General features: G+C 71.6%; 7 protein-coding genes. 2 read left to right on the top strand and 5 right to left on the bottom strand.

The genetic code is table 11. The features are described from left to right. Positions 1–37: 37 nt before the first annotated feature. From U3649_RS06405 to U3649_RS06395, 3 genes are all read right to left on the bottom strand, one after another. The gene (locus U3649_RS06405) at positions 38–6094 is read right to left on the bottom strand and encodes a YadA-like family protein (RefSeq protein ID WP_407354043.1); all 6057 of its coding nucleotides are present in this window, start codon (positions 6092–6094) and stop codon (positions 38–40) included. 307 nt (positions 6095–6401) lie between these two features. Next, positions 6402–8741, bottom strand: coding sequence for a winged helix-turn-helix domain-containing protein (locus U3649_RS06400; protein ID WP_407354042.1), 2340 nt, complete (start codon positions 8739–8741; stop codon positions 6402–6404). A 145-nt stretch (positions 8742–8886) separates the two neighbouring features. Further along, on the bottom strand, positions 8887–9399 hold the full coding sequence (locus tag U3649_RS06395; protein WP_407354041.1) for a hypothetical protein: 513 nt from the start codon (positions 9397–9399) through the stop codon (positions 8887–8889). A 632-nt stretch (positions 9400–10031) separates the two neighbouring features. Between U3649_RS06395 and U3649_RS06390 the strand changes: the two genes are divergently transcribed. Beyond that, positions 10032–12086: a sodium-translocating pyrophosphatase gene (locus tag U3649_RS06390; RefSeq protein WP_407354040.1), complete on the top strand. Its 2055-nt coding sequence runs from the start codon at positions 10032–10034 to the stop codon at positions 12084–12086. Between the two features lie 472 nt (positions 12087–12558). Here U3649_RS06390 and U3649_RS06385 read toward each other — a convergent pair whose 3' ends face one another. Together U3649_RS06385 and U3649_RS06380 are read right to left on the bottom strand one after the other, a co-directional pair. Then, entirely contained in the window at positions 12559–13098 is a 540-nt protein-coding gene (locus tag U3649_RS06385; RefSeq protein ID WP_407354039.1) for a hypothetical protein, read from the bottom strand. Between the two features lie 256 nt (positions 13099–13354). Then, positions 13355–14890: a M91 family zinc metallopeptidase gene (locus U3649_RS06380; RefSeq protein WP_407354038.1), complete on the bottom strand. Its 1536-nt coding sequence runs from the start codon at positions 14888–14890 to the stop codon at positions 13355–13357. Positions 14891–15102: 212 nt separating this feature from the next. Here U3649_RS06380 and ppa point away from each other — a divergent pair, with 212 nt between their 5' ends. Then, the gene (gene ppa, locus U3649_RS06375) at positions 15103–15630 is read left to right on the top strand and encodes an inorganic diphosphatase (protein ID WP_407354037.1); all 528 of its coding nucleotides are present in this window, start codon (positions 15103–15105) and stop codon (positions 15628–15630) included. Positions 15631–15696: the final 66 nt, after the last annotated feature.

Below are 15696 nucleotides of genomic sequence, written 5' to 3'. Positions count from 1 at the left end.
GCGTCGGGGCGCGCGGATCCGGATCGAAGGTCGCGCGCTACCAGCTGAAGCCGGCGCCGGCGGAGATGCTGCTTTCGCCGCCGGACACCGCGCCGCCGAACGAGATGCTGGCGCGGTTGCCGAGCGCGCGCTGGTAGCCGATCGCGATCGCCTGCTCGCTGCCCTGTGCGCCGACGCCGACGCCGACGCGGTTCTGCCCGGCGAGTCCGGCGGTGTTGAGCGCCATGCCGGCGTAGGCGCCGCTCATGGCGCCCATGCGGTCGATGCGGCGGTCCTGGTGGCGGAGGCGTTCGTCGAGCTCGCCGCGCAGCGAGGTGAAGTTGTCCTCCCAGGCGGCGAACTGCTCGTCGGTGTAGGCCTTGGCCTGGGTCAGCGTGTTCGCATCGCCGGCTTCCATCTGCGCCACGTTCACGGCGTCGTGGTCGTCGACGCCTTCGGCAACGTTGGTGACGCGGCGCTGGTTGTCGGCGCTGCCGACCGAGACCGTGTTGGCCTGGTCCGCGACCGAGCCCTGCCCCAGTGCCACCGCGCCTTCGGCGGTGACGCTGGCACCCTGCCCGATGGCCGTGCCCGAGGCCGCCTCGACATTGGCGTCGGCGCCGACCGCGACCGCATCGGTCGCCTCGGCCGAGATCGACGCACTGCTGCCCACCGCAGTGCTGTTTTCGGCCTCCACCACCGCACCATGGCCGATCGCGGTGTCGTTGCCGTCGGCCGCAACGCTGTCGTTGCCGACCGCTAGGCCATCGCCGCGACCGCTCGGCGGGCCCTTGCCGCCGCCGCCGTCGCCACCGATGCCCCGCTCCAGCAGCCCGATGCGGCTGTCGAGCCCGGACAACGCGCCGTCGAGCGCGCCGAGGGCATCACCGACATTGCCGTAGTAGCTCCCCTGGACCGAGAACACCGACCCGATCAGCCTGCCGCTGGCGTCGACCACGGTACCGCCGCCGAAGGCGGTGGCGACCGAATCCATCGCCGCATGCACCTGCCCGCCGTTCACCGCATCGTGGCTGGAGGCGTTGATCGCGCCCGCGGCGACGTTGCTCAGGCGGGTACCGCCCTCGCCGTCCAGGCTGATGCGGCCGTGGCTGTCGTCGTCGTAGGTCACCGCATTCGCGGCCACGCCCTCGATATCGCCGATGCGGTCCTCGATGCCGTCCACCCGGCCCTCGACCACGCCGACGCGCTCGTTGGTCTCGAACAGCTGGCTGCCGTTGACCGCGTCGGTGCTCTCCTCCGACACCTCGCCCGCGGCGACATTGGCCAGGACGGTGCCTTGCGCACCGTCGAAGGTGACGCGATCGTGGCTGTCGTCGTCGTAGGTGATCGCGTTCGCGCCGATGTGGCCGATCTCGTCGGCGACCGCGGTCAGCTGGTCCAAGTTCACCGCATCGGTCCCCTGCGTGCCGGCGGCGACATTGGCGATCTGGCGCTCGGCGCCTTCGCTGCCGACCGAGACCGTGTTCTCGCGGTCGGCGATGGCGCCACGTCCCAGCGCGACGCTGTTGCCCGCCATCGCCCAGGCGTCCGCGCCCAGCGCCATGCTGGACAGGCTGTCGGCCTGGCTGCGGAAACCAAGTGCGACGCTCTCGTCGCCGTAGGCTCGCGCCACCTGGCCGACCGCGGTCGAGCTTTCGCCGAAGGCGCCGCTGCCGCTGCCCACGGCGAGCGTGCGGATCGCCGCGGCCGTCGAGCCTTCGCCGAACGCAGTGGCGAACTCCCCCGCCGCCACCGACATCACGCCGACCGCGGTGCTGCGATCGGCACGCGCGCTGCCGCCCACCGCGACCGCCATCTCGCCGCCGGCATAGGCGCCGGCGCCGACCGCGGTCGAGGCGTATTCCAGCGCGCGGGCGCCGGCGCCGATGGCGGTGCTTTCGCGGCCGGAGGCGATGGTGGCGAACTCCTCCATTTCCCAGGTCTCGCCGTTCATCACGTACAGGTGGCCGCCGATCGCGGTCGCTGAATCCGCGGTGGCTTCGCTGCCGGCGCCGTAGGCCGACGCGTAGTCGGCCGAGGCGACGCTGTTGAAGCCGGAGGCGGTGGTGTGCTTCTCGAACGCGAACGCGCCGCTGCCGAACGCCGAAGCGCCCAGCTCGCCGGCGAAGGCGCCGGAGCCCGCCGCGGTGGCGAAGTCGCCGGCCGCGGTCGCGGGCTGATCGTTGTCGGCGTCGCCCGTGGCCTCGAAATAGCGGTTGCTCGCCGTGGCCTGCTGCAGCTGCGACAGATTGACCGCGTCGGTGGCCTCCGTGCCGGCGGCGACGTGGGTGATCTGGCGGTCGATCGCCTCGACTTCGAACTGGATCGAACCGTTGTGCCAACGCGCCGGCGTTCCCACCGACACCGAGTTGGGCCGGTCGGCAAAGGAGTAGGCGCCCAGCGCCACCGAATTGTCGGCACCGACGGCGACCGAGGCGTGCGGGCCCAGGGCCATGCTGGCGGTGGTGTCCGGGAACAGGATGCTGTTCCAGCCCATCGCCACGCCCTGGTCGCCGCCCACCGCGGCGTGCCCGCCCAGGGCGAGGCTGCCGTCGCCCTGCGCCACGCTGCTCAGGCCGACCGCCGTGCTGCGCGGTCCGCGCGCTTCCGCCCAGCTGCCGATGGCGGTGCCGAACACGTCGTAGGCGCGTGCGCGGCCGCCCACGGCGACGCTGTGGTCGCCGCGCGCGGTGCTGCCCTGGCCCACGGCGGTGGCGCTGCGGCCACTGGCCTCCGACACCACGCCGAGTGCGGTGCTGCCGTAATCGGTGGCGCGGGCGGCGGTGCCGATGGCGGTGCTCTCCTGTCCGGAAGCCTCGGTCGACCAGATCTCCTCTTCCCAGGTCTCGCCGTTGATCACCACCATCTGTCCGCCGACGGCGACGGCGCTGTCGCCGGTGGCCTGGCTGCCGACGCCGTAGCTGCTGCTCCACTGGCCCGAGGCCAGGCTGTTGAAGCCGCCGGCGGTGGCGTACTCGCCCATCGCGAAGGCGCCGCTGCCGAAGGCCGAGGCGCCGAGCCCGACCGCGTAAGCGGCCGAACCCACCGCGGTGGCGTAATCGCCCTCCACCGCCGCTTCCTGCTCGTTGTCCGGGCCGCCGCTGGCGGCGAGATAACGGGTGTCCTCGGTCGCGGCGTTCAACTGGTCCAGGTTCACCGCGTCGGTGCCTTCGGTGCCGGCGGCGACGTTGACGATCTGCCGCTCCGCGCCCACCGAGCCGACGGACACCGTGTTCTCGCGATCGGCCACCGAATACGCGCCCAGGGCGACGCTGTTGACGGCCAGCACGTCGGTTTCCGCGCCGACCGCGGTGCTGCGCTCCACCCGCCCCTTGGCCTGGCGGCCGAACGCGCTGGAATATGCACCCGCGGTGCCGGCGAACTGGCCGACGGCGGTGTTGGACTCGTCGTAGGCGATCGCGTTGGCGCCGACCGCGACGCTGCGCGGCCCGTGCGTCTGCGCGCTGGCGCCGATGGTCACGCCCAGCACCTCATAGGCGCGCGCCTGGCTGCCGATGGCGATGCTGCGGTCGCCGCGGGCCGTGCTCGCCCCGCCCAGGGCGATGGCGCTCCTGCCGCTCGATTCGGAAGTGGCGCCGATGGCGATCGCGCTGTACTCGGTGGCGCGCGCCGCCACGCCCAGCGCGGTGCTTTCCTTGCCGGAAGCGGTGGTGCTCCAGGTCTCCCATTCCCAGGTCTCGCCGTTCATGACCTGCATCTGCCCGCCGACCGCGGTGCTGCCCTCGCCGCTGGCCTCGACGCCCGCGCCGAAGGCAGCGGCATTGTTGGCCGAAGCCACGCTGTCGAAGCCAACCGCGGTGCTGCGCTCGCCGAGCGCGAACGCGCCGCTGCCGAGCGCGGACGCGCCCAGTCCGCCTGCATAGGCGCCGGAACCGGCGGCGGTGGCGAAGTCGCCGTCGACCGCGGCCTCCTGATCATTGTCGGCATCGCCGCTGGCGGCGAGATACCTTGCGCTGCCGGCGACCGCCTCGAGCTGATCCAGGTTCACCGCATCGGTGCCCTCGGTGCCGGCGCTGACATTCGTGATCTGCCGGGTTTCGGGAAAGCCGTCGATGTTCTGACCGGCGCCGACCGAGACCGTATTGGCCCGATCGGCGACCGAGCCGGTGCCGAGCGCCACGCTCTGATCCGCGAGCGCGAAACTGTAGTAGCCCAGCGCGGTCGCGCCCTCCGCGTTCGCGAATGCGGAGTTGCCGAGCGACGTCGAGCGCGCGGCGTTGGCGAAGGCAGCGCCGCCGACGGCGGTGGCGTTGACCTGCGTCGCCATCGCGTTCCAGCCGATCGCGCTGGAGGCATCGCCGGTGGCCTGGGCCGAAGCGCCGAACGCGGAGGAGGACTCGCCACTGGCCAGGGTCGGCACGTGCCCGAGCACCTGACCCGCGGGCCGGCTGCCGCCGACCGCGGTGCTCTGCGCACCGGTGGCCTGCGCGGACTCGCCGAGCGCCACGCTGCTGCTGCCTTCCGCGCGGGCGCGCGAACCGAGCGCGGTCGCCCACTCCCCGGACGCGGCCGCCGCGGCGCCCACCGCCGTGGCCAGGTCGCCGGCCGCGCGCGCGCCCGCGCCGAAGGCCGCCGCCCCGGCACCGTCGGCGGTCGTCGTGCCTTGCAGCACGACCTCCTGCTGGGTGACCGGGTCGATGTAGCGATGATCGAGCCTGCCGCCGACCGCGGTGCTGCTCTGCCCGGCCGCCTCGCTGGCCGAGCCGACCGCAGTGGCGTGGTCGGCGAAGGCCACGCTGTTGAAACCGATCGCCGTGCTTTGGTCGGCGTAGGCGAATGCGGCGCTGCCGAAGGCCGAGGCTCCCAGCTCCGCGGCATAGGCGCCGGAACCGGCGGCGGTGGCGAAATCGCCCTGCGCCAGTGCCGCCTGGTCGTTGTCGGCGTCGCCGGTGGCTTCGAAATAGCGGTTGTGCGCGGTTGCGGCGTTCAGCTGGTCGAGGTTCACCGCGTCGGTGCCGTCGGTGCCGGCGGCGACGTTGACGATCTGCCGCTCCATGCCCACCGAACCGACCGACACCGCGTTCTCGCGCTCGGCGACCGAGTCCGCGCCCAATGCGACGCTGCCGACCGCCAACGCCCTGCTGCGAGCGCCCAGCGCCGAGGCATTGCGCGCCATCGCCATCGCGTCGCTGCCGAAGGCGCCGGCGCCCTCGCCCTGACTTAGCGACAGGTGTCCGACAGCGGTGTTGAAGTCGTCGAAGGTCTGACCGCCGATGGCGATACTGCGCGGCCCCAACGCCATCGCCGACGCCCCGATCGCCACGCTGAAGTTGTCGAGCGCGTAGGCGCCGCCACCGACCGCCACGCTCCAGTGTCCGCGCGCGTTGGCGCCCATGCCCACCGCGGTGGACTGCTCGCCGTGCGCCTCGGCGAGCGCGCCGGCGGCGGTGGCGCCGTAGCGGGTCGCGCGCGCGGCGGAACCGAGCGCGGTGCTCTCCTGCCCGGAGGCGACGGCCGACCATTGCTGCTCCTCGCCACTCTCCATGTCGAACACCGTCATCTGCCCGCCGATCGCGGTGCCGCCGCGGCCGCTGGCCTGGCTGCCGGCACCGTAGGCGGCGCTGTACTCGCCGGTCGCGGAGCTGCCGTAGCCGGTCGCGGTGGCCGATGTCCCCGCCGCAAAGGCGCCGGTGCCGACCGCCGTGGTCCCGACCGCGAAGGCCGAACTGCCGGCGCCGAGCGCGGTGGCATGGTCGGCGTCGGCCCAGCTGTTGGCGCCATAGGCGCTGCTCTCGCGGCCCCAGGCCTGGCTGTAGTGGCCGCTGGCGCTGGCGGCGTCCGCGGTCGCGGCGCTGCCGGCACCGGCCGCGAGCGCACCGGCACCGCTGGCCAGGGCGGCGTCGCTGCCGTCTCCGGCCCCGTCCGCCTGGAAATAGCTCACCCCTTCGGCCGCGGCCGGCACGGGCGTGTCGCTGCCGCCCTGGATCGCGACGGCCCCGCCGGCGTCCGCTTCTTCGCACTCGCGGGCGCGGCGAGTCTCTGTATCCGAGCCGCAATCGACGCCCGCGGTCGCGTCAGGCTGGAGGTCCGCCGCCGCGGCGGGCGCGGCTGCGATCAAGGCGGCAATGGCGAGCGCCAGGGTGGTGTGCTTCATGTCGTGCTTTCTCCTCCAGTGTGGATCCGGAAACCGGGGAGGCGAGGCACTGCATGGATGACACCGGCCCCCGCCCAGACGACCGCGCCTGTTCGGTCGCGGTTCGCAGCGGTCGATGCTTGGCAGCAAGCGGGCGCGGATGCCATTCCAATTCGATGACAACCGCTTTATCTCGGCGTTTATCCGAACCGGATCAATGGGTTGCCTCGCTCCCTGGCACCCGGCGCCGATCGCGACAACGGCGTCGATCGGCCATGACGAGGGCCGCGACCGGAGGTGCGGCGCGGGTGCCGGGCGGCCGGGCGGCCTAGCGGGTGGGGTTCGGCGGCTGCAGCAGCGCCTCGGGAATCCGGCGCTCGCCAGCCAGCCGCCCCGCGTCGTCGAGCGCCGCCTCCAGCGATTCGACCTGGCCCAGCGCGTGGAACAGCTGGGCCTGCAACAGGGCGAGATCGAAGTCGCGGCGGGTCCAGGGCGCGACCCGCCCGACCAGGGCGGTGGCTTCGGCCAGGTCGCCGCGCTCGATCAGCCACGGCGCATAGGCGAGCACCGCCTGCGCGATGTCGCCCGGCACCCCGTCCTGCTCGGCCTGCGCCACGGCGGCGCGGTAGCTGCGCTCGGCATCGTCGTCGCGGCCCTGCGCGCGGGCCGCGAGCGCCGCCAGCAGGCGCCCGGTCACGTCGGCATCGGCGCCGCCGGCCAGGATGTCGTCGCGCAGCGGCCGGTCGCTCTGCAGCGCCGCCTGCTGCCGCAGCCATTGCATCCGGCGCAGGCGCGATGGCCAGGCCTCCGGCGACCAATCCTGCAGGGCGGCATCGACGATCGCGATGGTCCGCGCCGGATCGCCACTGCGCCAGGCCAGTTCCGCCTGCAGCGCGTCCTTGCGGTGGAAATCGCCCGGCAACACCGGGCCGTCGCCGTGCTCCTCCAGCAGCGCGCGCGCGGCCCCGAACCGGCCCTCGCGGATCATCACCTCGGCGCGGCCGAGCGCGACGCTGGTGACCAGGGTGACGTCGCTGACCTGGTCGCGCAGCGCCCATGCCTGCTCGATGGCCGCGCCGGCCTGATCCGGCTGCAGCAGCTTCAGATGGGTGACCGCCAGGGCCGACTGCATCGCCACCAGCTCGTTGACCGCGCCGAAGCGCCGGAACTCCGCCGCCGCCTTGCCCAGGTATTCGAGCGACTGCGCGGGCCGGCCGCGTTCGCCCTCGAGATGTCCGAGGTTGGCGTCAACCCGCGCCACCGACAGCAGGTCGCCGGTACGCGCCAGCAGGATCCGCGCCCGCCCGAGGTCCTCCAGCGCACCGGGGAACTTGCCCAGCGCGGCCCGGGTGACGCCACGGCCGTTGAGCGCGCCCCCCAGCAGCGAGACATGCTCGTCGGGATCGAGCAGCCCGATCGCCGCCGAATAGTCCCGCTCGCCCTCGGCGTAGCGGTCCAGGCGCACGCAGATGCCGCCGCGCACCAGCAGCGCGCGGGCGCGGAACATCGGATCGTCGCGCGCGGTGGCGGTCTTCAACAGGCGATCCACTTCGACCAGCGCCTCGGCGTGCTTGCCGGCCCGGAAATCCACCTGCGCCAGCCGCAGGCGCAGCTGCGGTTCCTCGCGCTGTAGTTCCGGCGCGTCCTGCAGGATCCGGCGGGCGGTGTCGAGTTCGTTGCTCAGCATGGCCGCCTGCGCGCGCTGCAGCCGTTCGGCGAGGCTGAGATCGATGCCGGCGCCGCTGTCGCTGCGCCCGAGCGCCGCCAGCAGCCGCCCGCTGGCCTGGTCGGCGGCCTGCAGCAGGTCGGCGTGCTCGCCGGTGGCGCGGCGCGAGGCGCCGCCGTCGCCGTCGGCGATGAGCTCGACGTGCCAGCCCTGCTTGCGATGGCGCGCGCGGCTGCTGATGATCCAGCCGTTGCCGGCGGCGCGACGCAGCTGGCCGGCCACCACGTCGCGCTCTTGCCCATGCAGCAGCGAGAGCACGCTTTCGCTCGACGCCACCGGCAGGCCGTTGCGGCGCAGGCGGTCGCCGATGAAATCCATCAGTCCGAGCCGCGCCCAGGCCGCGGCCCGCGGCCCCTCCACCGTCGTCGGCAGCACGATCAGCGCGGCGGCCGGTCGCGCATTGGCGCCGGCGTCGGCGCTGGCGGCCGGCCGCTCCCGCTGCGAGACCGCCCACCAGGCACCCGCCGTCAGGACGATCGCGATCGCGGCGAGGATGGCCAGGATCCGGCGTTGCCGCGGCGGCGTCAGCGTCGACTCCGGGGACCCGGGCGCGACCATCGCCTGCGCCGCATCGCTCCCCGGCGGCGCCGGGTCCGGCGCCGCTCCCGCCTCCTCCGCGACCTGCAACGCCTCGACTTCCGCCACCCAGCGGAACCCGTAGCGCGGCACCGTGCGGATCAGGCGCTGTTCCTGGCCGTCGTCGCCGACCACACGCCGGGCCCGCAGCACGATCTGGCTCAGCTGCGCGTCGGAGACGTTGTCGCGGGCGAAGATGGCGACCGCGAGCTCGTCGCGTCCCACCGCGCGTTCCCGGTGCTCGATCAGATACTGCAGGCACTCGAACACGCGCGCCGGCAGCGCGACCACCTCGCCGCGATGACGCAGTTCGCGCGCGCGGCAATCGAGAAGATACTCGCAGAAACGGTAGGCAGCGCTCGACATGGATCATACGGCCGGCGGAGATCGCCCGCCGACGGCATGGCTATCGGGAGACAGGATGCCGGCGGTCGGGGCACCGGCCGGCGGCGACCTAGTATGACCTACGGGCCGGGGGTCCGCGCCCGACCGCCGCCCGCGGCCGGCGGGCTCAGTCGCAGCTGTCGCCCTCGACCCGCAGTTGCGCGGCGTAGAGCGCCGGTTGCGGCACCTGCCCGGCCTCGGCCTGCGCGCGCGCTTCGTCCAGATAAATGCGTGCCCGGCCCTGCGCGTCGGTCTGCAGCGATGCGGTGGCGGGCTTGCGCCAGATCCGTGCCACCGCCTGCTGCGACGGGCAGGCCGCGCTGGGGATGCGCACCACGTCGTTGAGCAACCAGCCGTCGTCGGGGTCCGGCCGCACCTCGTCGGCGTTGACCAGCCGCGCCCGCGGTTGGCAGCCGGGGCTGGTCTGCATGACCGTGAACCGGTACGGCGGCTCGGCCTGGCCGGTGAACACGCCTTCGATGCGCGCGCACGCCTCCGGGATCTGCCGCAGCGTGTGCGCGGCCCCCACCGCCTGTGGCGGCGCGACCTTGCGCTCGATCTCGGGGGCCTGCCCGTCGGCAGCCAGCGCGACCGGCGCGACGACCAGCGAAACGAATAGGACGGATGCGATGCGGCGCATGGCGGGGATCTCCATCGATGCAGCGAAACAGCCTGCCACGGGCCGGCTGAATCGATCGCCACGGCGCAATGCCGCGAGGCTCGGCGGCACCGGGTCGGGGTGGCACCGCAAGTCGCTCCCCGATACTCGCTTTGTTGCGGCGCCACCCCGATCCGATGCCCACACCGCTGCCGCGCCGGACGGGAGTACGGGCCTGCTCCCGACCCGACACGCCATCGTCGTATCCAGGCGGCCTTCCGGGCGGATTTCGACAAAGCGAATATCGGGGAGCGACTCGAAATTCGCCCGGAAGGCCGCCACCCGCGCGACATCCGCTTTTACGGCCCCGCACTCTTCGGGTCTGGATGATCCCCGGTCCGGAATGCCGCCCGCGCGGGCGCAACTGCAAACGGTTTCGACAAGCCGGGAACGCAGTACGCATAGGCGAACGTCGCATCCGGCACAGCGCCGGCCGCGGGCCGGACAGCGTCGACCCGCCAGCGGTTTGGCCTGCCCGCGGCCGTGTGCCATAGTCGGCGGGCTCGCGCAACGGGCAGGTCTTCATGGCTGCGATGGACCCGTTCGTTCCAGGCGCAGGGGGGGATCATCACCGCAGTACTGTTCGTCTTGGCATTCACTCTGGGAGGGGTTTCATGCTGGAGCAACACGGTTTGTGGCTGGCGCTGGTGTGCGCGGTCGTCGCGATTCTCTACGGCGTGATCTCGGCGCGCTGGATCAACCGGCAGCCGGCCGGCAACGCGCGCATGCAGGAGATCGCCGGCGCGATCCAGGAAGGCGCACGCGCCTATCTCAATCGCCAGTACATGACGATCTCGATCGCCGGGGCCGTCCTGTTCGTGCTGGTCGGGCTGTTCCTGAGCTGGGCCACGGCGATCGGCTTCCTGCTCGGCGCCGTGCTCTCCGGCGCCGCCGGCTACATCGGCATGAACGTCTCGGTGCGCGCCAACGTGCGCACCGCCGAGGCCGCCCGCAGCGGCATCGGCCCGGCCATGGACGTGGCCTTCCGCGGCGGCGCCATCACCGGCATGCTGGTGGTGGGCCTGGGCCTGCTCGGCGTCGCCGGCTACTGGGTGGTCCTCAACGCCATGGGCATGTCGGGCGAGGACGCGCTGCACGCGCTGGTCGGCCTGGCCTTCGGCTCCTCGCTGATCTCGATCTTCGCGCGCCTGGGCGGCGGCATCTTCACCAAGGGCGCGGACGTCGGCGCCGACTTGGTCGGCAAGGTCGAGGCCGGCATCCCCGAGGACGACCCGCGCAACCCGGCGGTGATCGCCGACAACGTCGGCGACAACGTCGGCGACTGCGCCGGCATGGCCGCCGACCTGTTCGAGACCTACGCGGTCACGGTGATCGCCACCATGTTGCTCGGCTACCTGATGGTCACCGAGGTCGGCAGCAACGGACCGCTGTATCCGCTGGTGCTCGGCGGCGCCTCGATCATCGCCTCGATCATCGGCGCGTTCTTCGTCAAGGTGAAGGCCGGTGGCTCGATCATGGGCGCGCTGTACAAGGGCGTGATCGTCTCCGGCGTGATCGCCGCGATCCTGTACTACCCGATCACCGCCGAGCTGATGGCCGACAACAGCCACGGCGCGACGAACCTCTACGTCTGCGCGTTGATCGGGTTGATCCTGACCGGCGCCATCGTCTGGATCACCGAGTACTACACCGGCACCCAGTACAAGCCGGTGCAGCACGTCGCATCGGCATCGACCACCGGCCACGGCACCAACATCATCGCCGGGCTGGGCATCTCGATGAAATCGACGGCGCTGCCGGTGATCGCGGTCTGCATCGCGATCTGGGCCTGCCACCTGCTGGGTGGCCTGTACGGCATCGCGATTGCCGCCACCGCGATGCTGTCGATGGCCGGCATGATCGTGGCGCTCGACGCCTACGGACCGATCACCGACAACGCCGGCGGCATCGCCGAGATGGCGGAGCTGCCACCGGAAGTGCGGGCCGTCACCGACCCGCTGGATGCGGTCGGCAACACCACCAAGGCGGTGACCAAGGGCTACGCGATCGGCTCGGCCGCACTGGCGGCGCTGGTGCTGTTCGCCGACTACACCCACAACCTGGACACCGTGGGCGCGGCCAGGGCGCTGGCCGATGGGGTGGCCTACGTGGCGCCGACCTTCGACCTCTCCAACCACATGGTGATCATCGGCCTGCTGATCGGCGGCCTGATCCCGTACCTGTTCGGGGCGATGGCGATGGAGGCCGTGGGCCGCGCCGCCGGCTCGGTGGTCGAGGAGGTGCGGCGCCAGTTCCGCGAGATCCCCGGGATCATGGAAGGCACCGGCAAGCCGGACTACTCGCGCGCGGTCGACATGCTGACCAAGTCGGCGATCAAGGAAATGATCGTGCCGTCCCTGCTGCCGGTGGCGGTGCCGATCGTGGTCGGCCTGCTGCTCGGGCCGCAGGCGTTGGGCGGCCTGCTGATCGGCACCATCGTGACCGGCCTGTTCGTGGCGATCTCGATGACCACCGGCGGCGGCGCCTGGGACAACGCCAAGAAGCACATCGAGGACGGCAACTTCGGCGGCAAGGGTTCCGAGGCGCACAAGGCCGCGGTGACCGGCGACACCGTCGGCGATCCCTACAAGGACACCGCGGGCCCGGCGATCAACCCCTTGATCAAAATCATCAACATCGTCGCGCTACTGCTGGTGCCGCTGCTGTAGGGTCGCAACCGGCACCGCGCCATGCGCCGACGACTCGTCTGGCGTGCACGAACACGGCGGCCTCATGGCCGCCGTGTTTTTTATGGTTCTTCTCCCAACTCCCGCACGGTAGCTGCCGGATGAGCGTGTGTGCACGACGCCGGGCGGACGCCGGGCCCTTCCCCAAAGGGGACGGCGCCTCGTGGGAAACCCCGCGCACTGTTCAGGGCCGGTGCGGCGCCCCGGTGCGGGACCGTCGACGCCATGGATGGATTCACGGCGTGTCCCGCACCGGGGCGCAGTGCCGGCCCGCCCGCGACACCCACCCAGCACAGGGCCGGCATGCGGGTGGGCTGCATCGCGCCGCGTCGCGACTTCCGTCGCTCCCACAGGGGGGCGGCTGTCGGCTCAGATGCGCGTTTTCCCTGAGTTGGGAGATAACGGCCCCGCGACAATGCGGAAATCACCGGTCTCCGAGCACTCACCCCGCAGATCAGTCGGGCGCGAACATCCCGCTGGAGAGGTCGAACCACGGGGTGCACAGCGTCTGCTGCCGCTCCGCAAGCGCGAACGACGCCTGCCAGATCTCGACCCCGTCGACCTCCTCGGGCGCGCTGAAATCGGCCTGGTCGAACGGTGCCACGCCCAGACACCAGCGGACCCTTTTCGGCACTCCGGCGGTCGGCGCGGTGAAGGCGAAGCTCCCTTCGAGCGTCTCGCCGGCCGCGAGCTTCGCCGCCAGCGGCACCGGCGGCACCGTCGGAGTCGGCTGCGCCAGCGGCAGCGCGACGTGGCTCAGGGTGAGGTCGTCGCCGTCCTCGCGAAAGCTCGGGTCGCCGACCGCGCCGCCGTGCTGGCGCCCGATCAGCACCGCATGGCGATTGCCGCGGTCGAACACGGCGAGGTCGGCATCCGCAGTATTGTGCACGCGATAGCGCACCTGCAGCGGACCACCCGCTGCCGTTTCGAAGGAAACTTCGAGGCGGGCGCCCGCGCCCTCGACGGTGGTGCTGGCGGCTTCGGAACGGGACATGGCGGCGGTCTCGGGGGTGGTCGGCACGGCGGCATCACCCGCAGGCGGCACGCCGTGCGCGCACCCCAGCGTCGTGGTCAACAATGCGAACGCCACGGCATGGCGTGGCCGGGGGCGCGGGAATGGGGTGGACACTCGGCTTCTCCCTGGGGCGGCTGCCGCTAGCGGAGCTTAATAGATGACGGGCGGCCCGCGATGAACGCGGGCCGCCCGTCCCTCCTTCCGTGGCAGGTCGCGATCGCCGCTCAGCGGTCGATCACAAGGCGTAGCTGGGACGATCCGGCAGCCCGAGTTCGCGGCGGATGCCGTTCTCTGTCAGGTGGATCGGGTTGTGGGTGGTGGGCGGCGTGTCCGGGTTGCCATCGAAGTCGAAGGGTTCCGCGGAGCTCTCGAGGCCTACCGCCTGGCGCTCGGCATTGGGCACGCGGCCGGAATCGGGGCCTTCGCCGACGTAGGTACCGGGCAGGAAGGTGCCGTTGACGCCGTTATAGGCGTGCGACATCTCGTGGTACAGCACCACGACGGGTGCCGGGAAGGCGTCCATGTGGAAGGACGGGTTGTAGCTGATGTCCACGTCGCCGCCGGCGCCCGGCCGGCCGTTGACGATGTCGGCATCACGGCTGAAGGTCTGCGCGTAGCCGTTCTGCTCGTTGGCCAGTTCCTTGATCGTCACCGTGTTGCCCTTGGCGTCGGCTGCGGCATCGAACTCGGCCAGCATCTGCTGCCCGTTGGGCGATGAGCGCAGGAACTCCATGTCCGCCTCGACCCGCTGACGGAAGGCGTCGGACCCGGTCACGGTGATGCCGTGCGTGCCGACGCTGGCGTCGATCTCGACGTTGACCACCGTCGGGTTGGCGCCGGTGGCGGCGTTGATCAGGTCGCTGGCCTGCGCGTAGACGGTGTCGGTGCCGGTGGCGCCCTGGACCGTGTCCTCCCCCTGGCCGGCATAGATGGCGTTGCTGCCGGCGCCGGAATGGATCACGTCGTCGCCCAATCCGCCGGAGACGATGTCGTTGCCCGCGCCGACGTGGATCTCGTCGTTGCCGGCGCCCCCTTCCAGATAGCCGTCCTGGCCACCGCCACGGATCACGTCGTCGCCGTCTCCGCCGTAGACCACGTTGATCCCGGTGCCCCCCTGGATCTCGTCGTCGCCCGCATTGCCGAAGATGTCGTTGCGGCCGCCGAGGCTCTCGATCACGTCGTCGCCGATGCCGCCGTCGATGCGATCGTCGCCGTTGCCGGTGAGGATGCGGTCCTCGCCCGCACCGCCATCGACCACCATGTTGACCGTCACGTTGGACGCGGCCGCGATGGTGTCGTTGCCGCCGCCGGTGCGCAGGGTCAGCTCCTGCTGCTCGGTCAGGCGGACCTCGTAGCTCTCGCCGTTGACCTCGATGTCCAGGGTGCCGTCGTCGCGCTGGCTGACCTGCACGTCGTCGTCGCCCTCGCCGGTGGTGAACACCACCTGGTCGCTGCTGACGTAGGTCTGGAACGGACCGGCGGTGGCGATGGTCTGCTCGCGGGTGACGGTGGCCTGCTCCCCCTGGTGCAGCTCGGCGTTGCGGATGGTCTTGCCATCGGCCGTCTGGCGGTCGGGCAGGCGGGACCCGGCGTCGTTGCCGTTGATGGTGACGGCGCCGTCCGTGGCACTGTCGCGGGACGGGTCGACGGCATCGACGCTTTCGCCTTGCAGCGGCGCCTCGGCGAACCGGTCCTCGTTGCGCGCCGCGTTGTCCCAGTAGGTCTGGGTCGACGACGACGCGGTGGGGCTGGTGGCGGAATCGAGGCTCATGGACATGGCAGGACCTGCGCGGTAACAGTACGGTGACGTATAGATACGCAAAGGTACGGAGCCGGCCAAGCTAGGGCGTACCCCATGCTGGGGTCGGCCCGAGGGCGGGGCGATCTTGCTGCGATGCAGCAGGAAGCGGCGTAAAATGGCGTGTTTCCCTGTCCCCTTGCGCGTGGCGTCCTGCCGCGCGCGCAACGCTGGAGCCGCACTGCATGGGTCTGGACCACGTCCCCACCGGCAACAACCCGCCGGACGAAATCAACGTCATCATCGAGATCCCCAAGGACGCCGAGCCGGTCAAGTACGAGGTCGACAAGAGCAGCGGCGCGATCTTCGTCGATCGCGTGCTGTCCACGCCGATGCGCTACCCCTGCAACTACGGCTACGTGCCGCATACGGTCTGCGGCGACGGGGATCCGGCCGACGTGCTGGTGATCCTGCCGCTGCCGCTGATCCCCGGCTCGGTGATCCGCTGCCGCCCGGTCGGCGTGCTGAAGATGTCCGACGAGGCCGGCAGCGACGAGAAGCTGCTCGCGGTGCCGATCGACAAGGTCTTCGCCGGCTACGCGCACGTCGACGATCTCGACAAGGTGTCGCAGCACTGGCTCGAGCGCATCGGCCACTTCTTCGAGCACTACAAGGACCTCGAGAAGGGCAAATGGGTGAAGATCGACGGCTGGGGCGACGCGGCCGAAGCCAAGCGGATCCTCAACGAGGCGATCGAGCGCTACAGCGCGTAGCAGCGGATCCAGTCAAGCGCGAATCCAATCACAGTTTCCGGTCCACCGGCGCGACCGAAAACAATG

Origin of the sequence: Luteimonas sp. R10 (assembly GCF_045689605.1) — a bacterium.
GTDB lineage: Bacteria > Pseudomonadota > Gammaproteobacteria > Xanthomonadales > Xanthomonadaceae > Luteimonas.
This window is presented reverse-complemented; position numbering and strand designations above follow the sequence as displayed.

Coding starts and splice junctions, on each gene's coding strand:
- U3649_RS06405 (WP_407354043.1), bottom strand. CDS start 6,094: ATGAAGCACACCACCCTGGCGCTCGCCATTGCCGCCTTGATCGCAGCC.
- U3649_RS06400 (WP_407354042.1), bottom strand. CDS start 8,741: ATGTCGAGCGCTGCCTACCGTTTCTGCGAGTATCTTCTCGATTGCCGC.
- U3649_RS06395 (WP_407354041.1), bottom strand. CDS start 9,399: ATGCGCCGCATCGCATCCGTCCTATTCGTTTCGCTGGTCGTCGCGCCG.
- U3649_RS06390 (WP_407354040.1), top strand. CDS start 10,032: ATGCTGGAGCAACACGGTTTGTGGCTGGCGCTGGTGTGCGCGGTCGTC.
- U3649_RS06385 (WP_407354039.1), bottom strand. CDS start 13,098: ATGTCCCGTTCCGAAGCCGCCAGCACCACCGTCGAGGGCGCGGGCGCC.
- U3649_RS06380 (WP_407354038.1), bottom strand. CDS start 14,890: ATGAGCCTCGATTCCGCCACCAGCCCCACCGCGTCGTCGTCGACCCAG.
- ppa (WP_407354037.1), top strand. CDS start 15,103: ATGGGTCTGGACCACGTCCCCACCGGCAACAACCCGCCGGACGAAATC.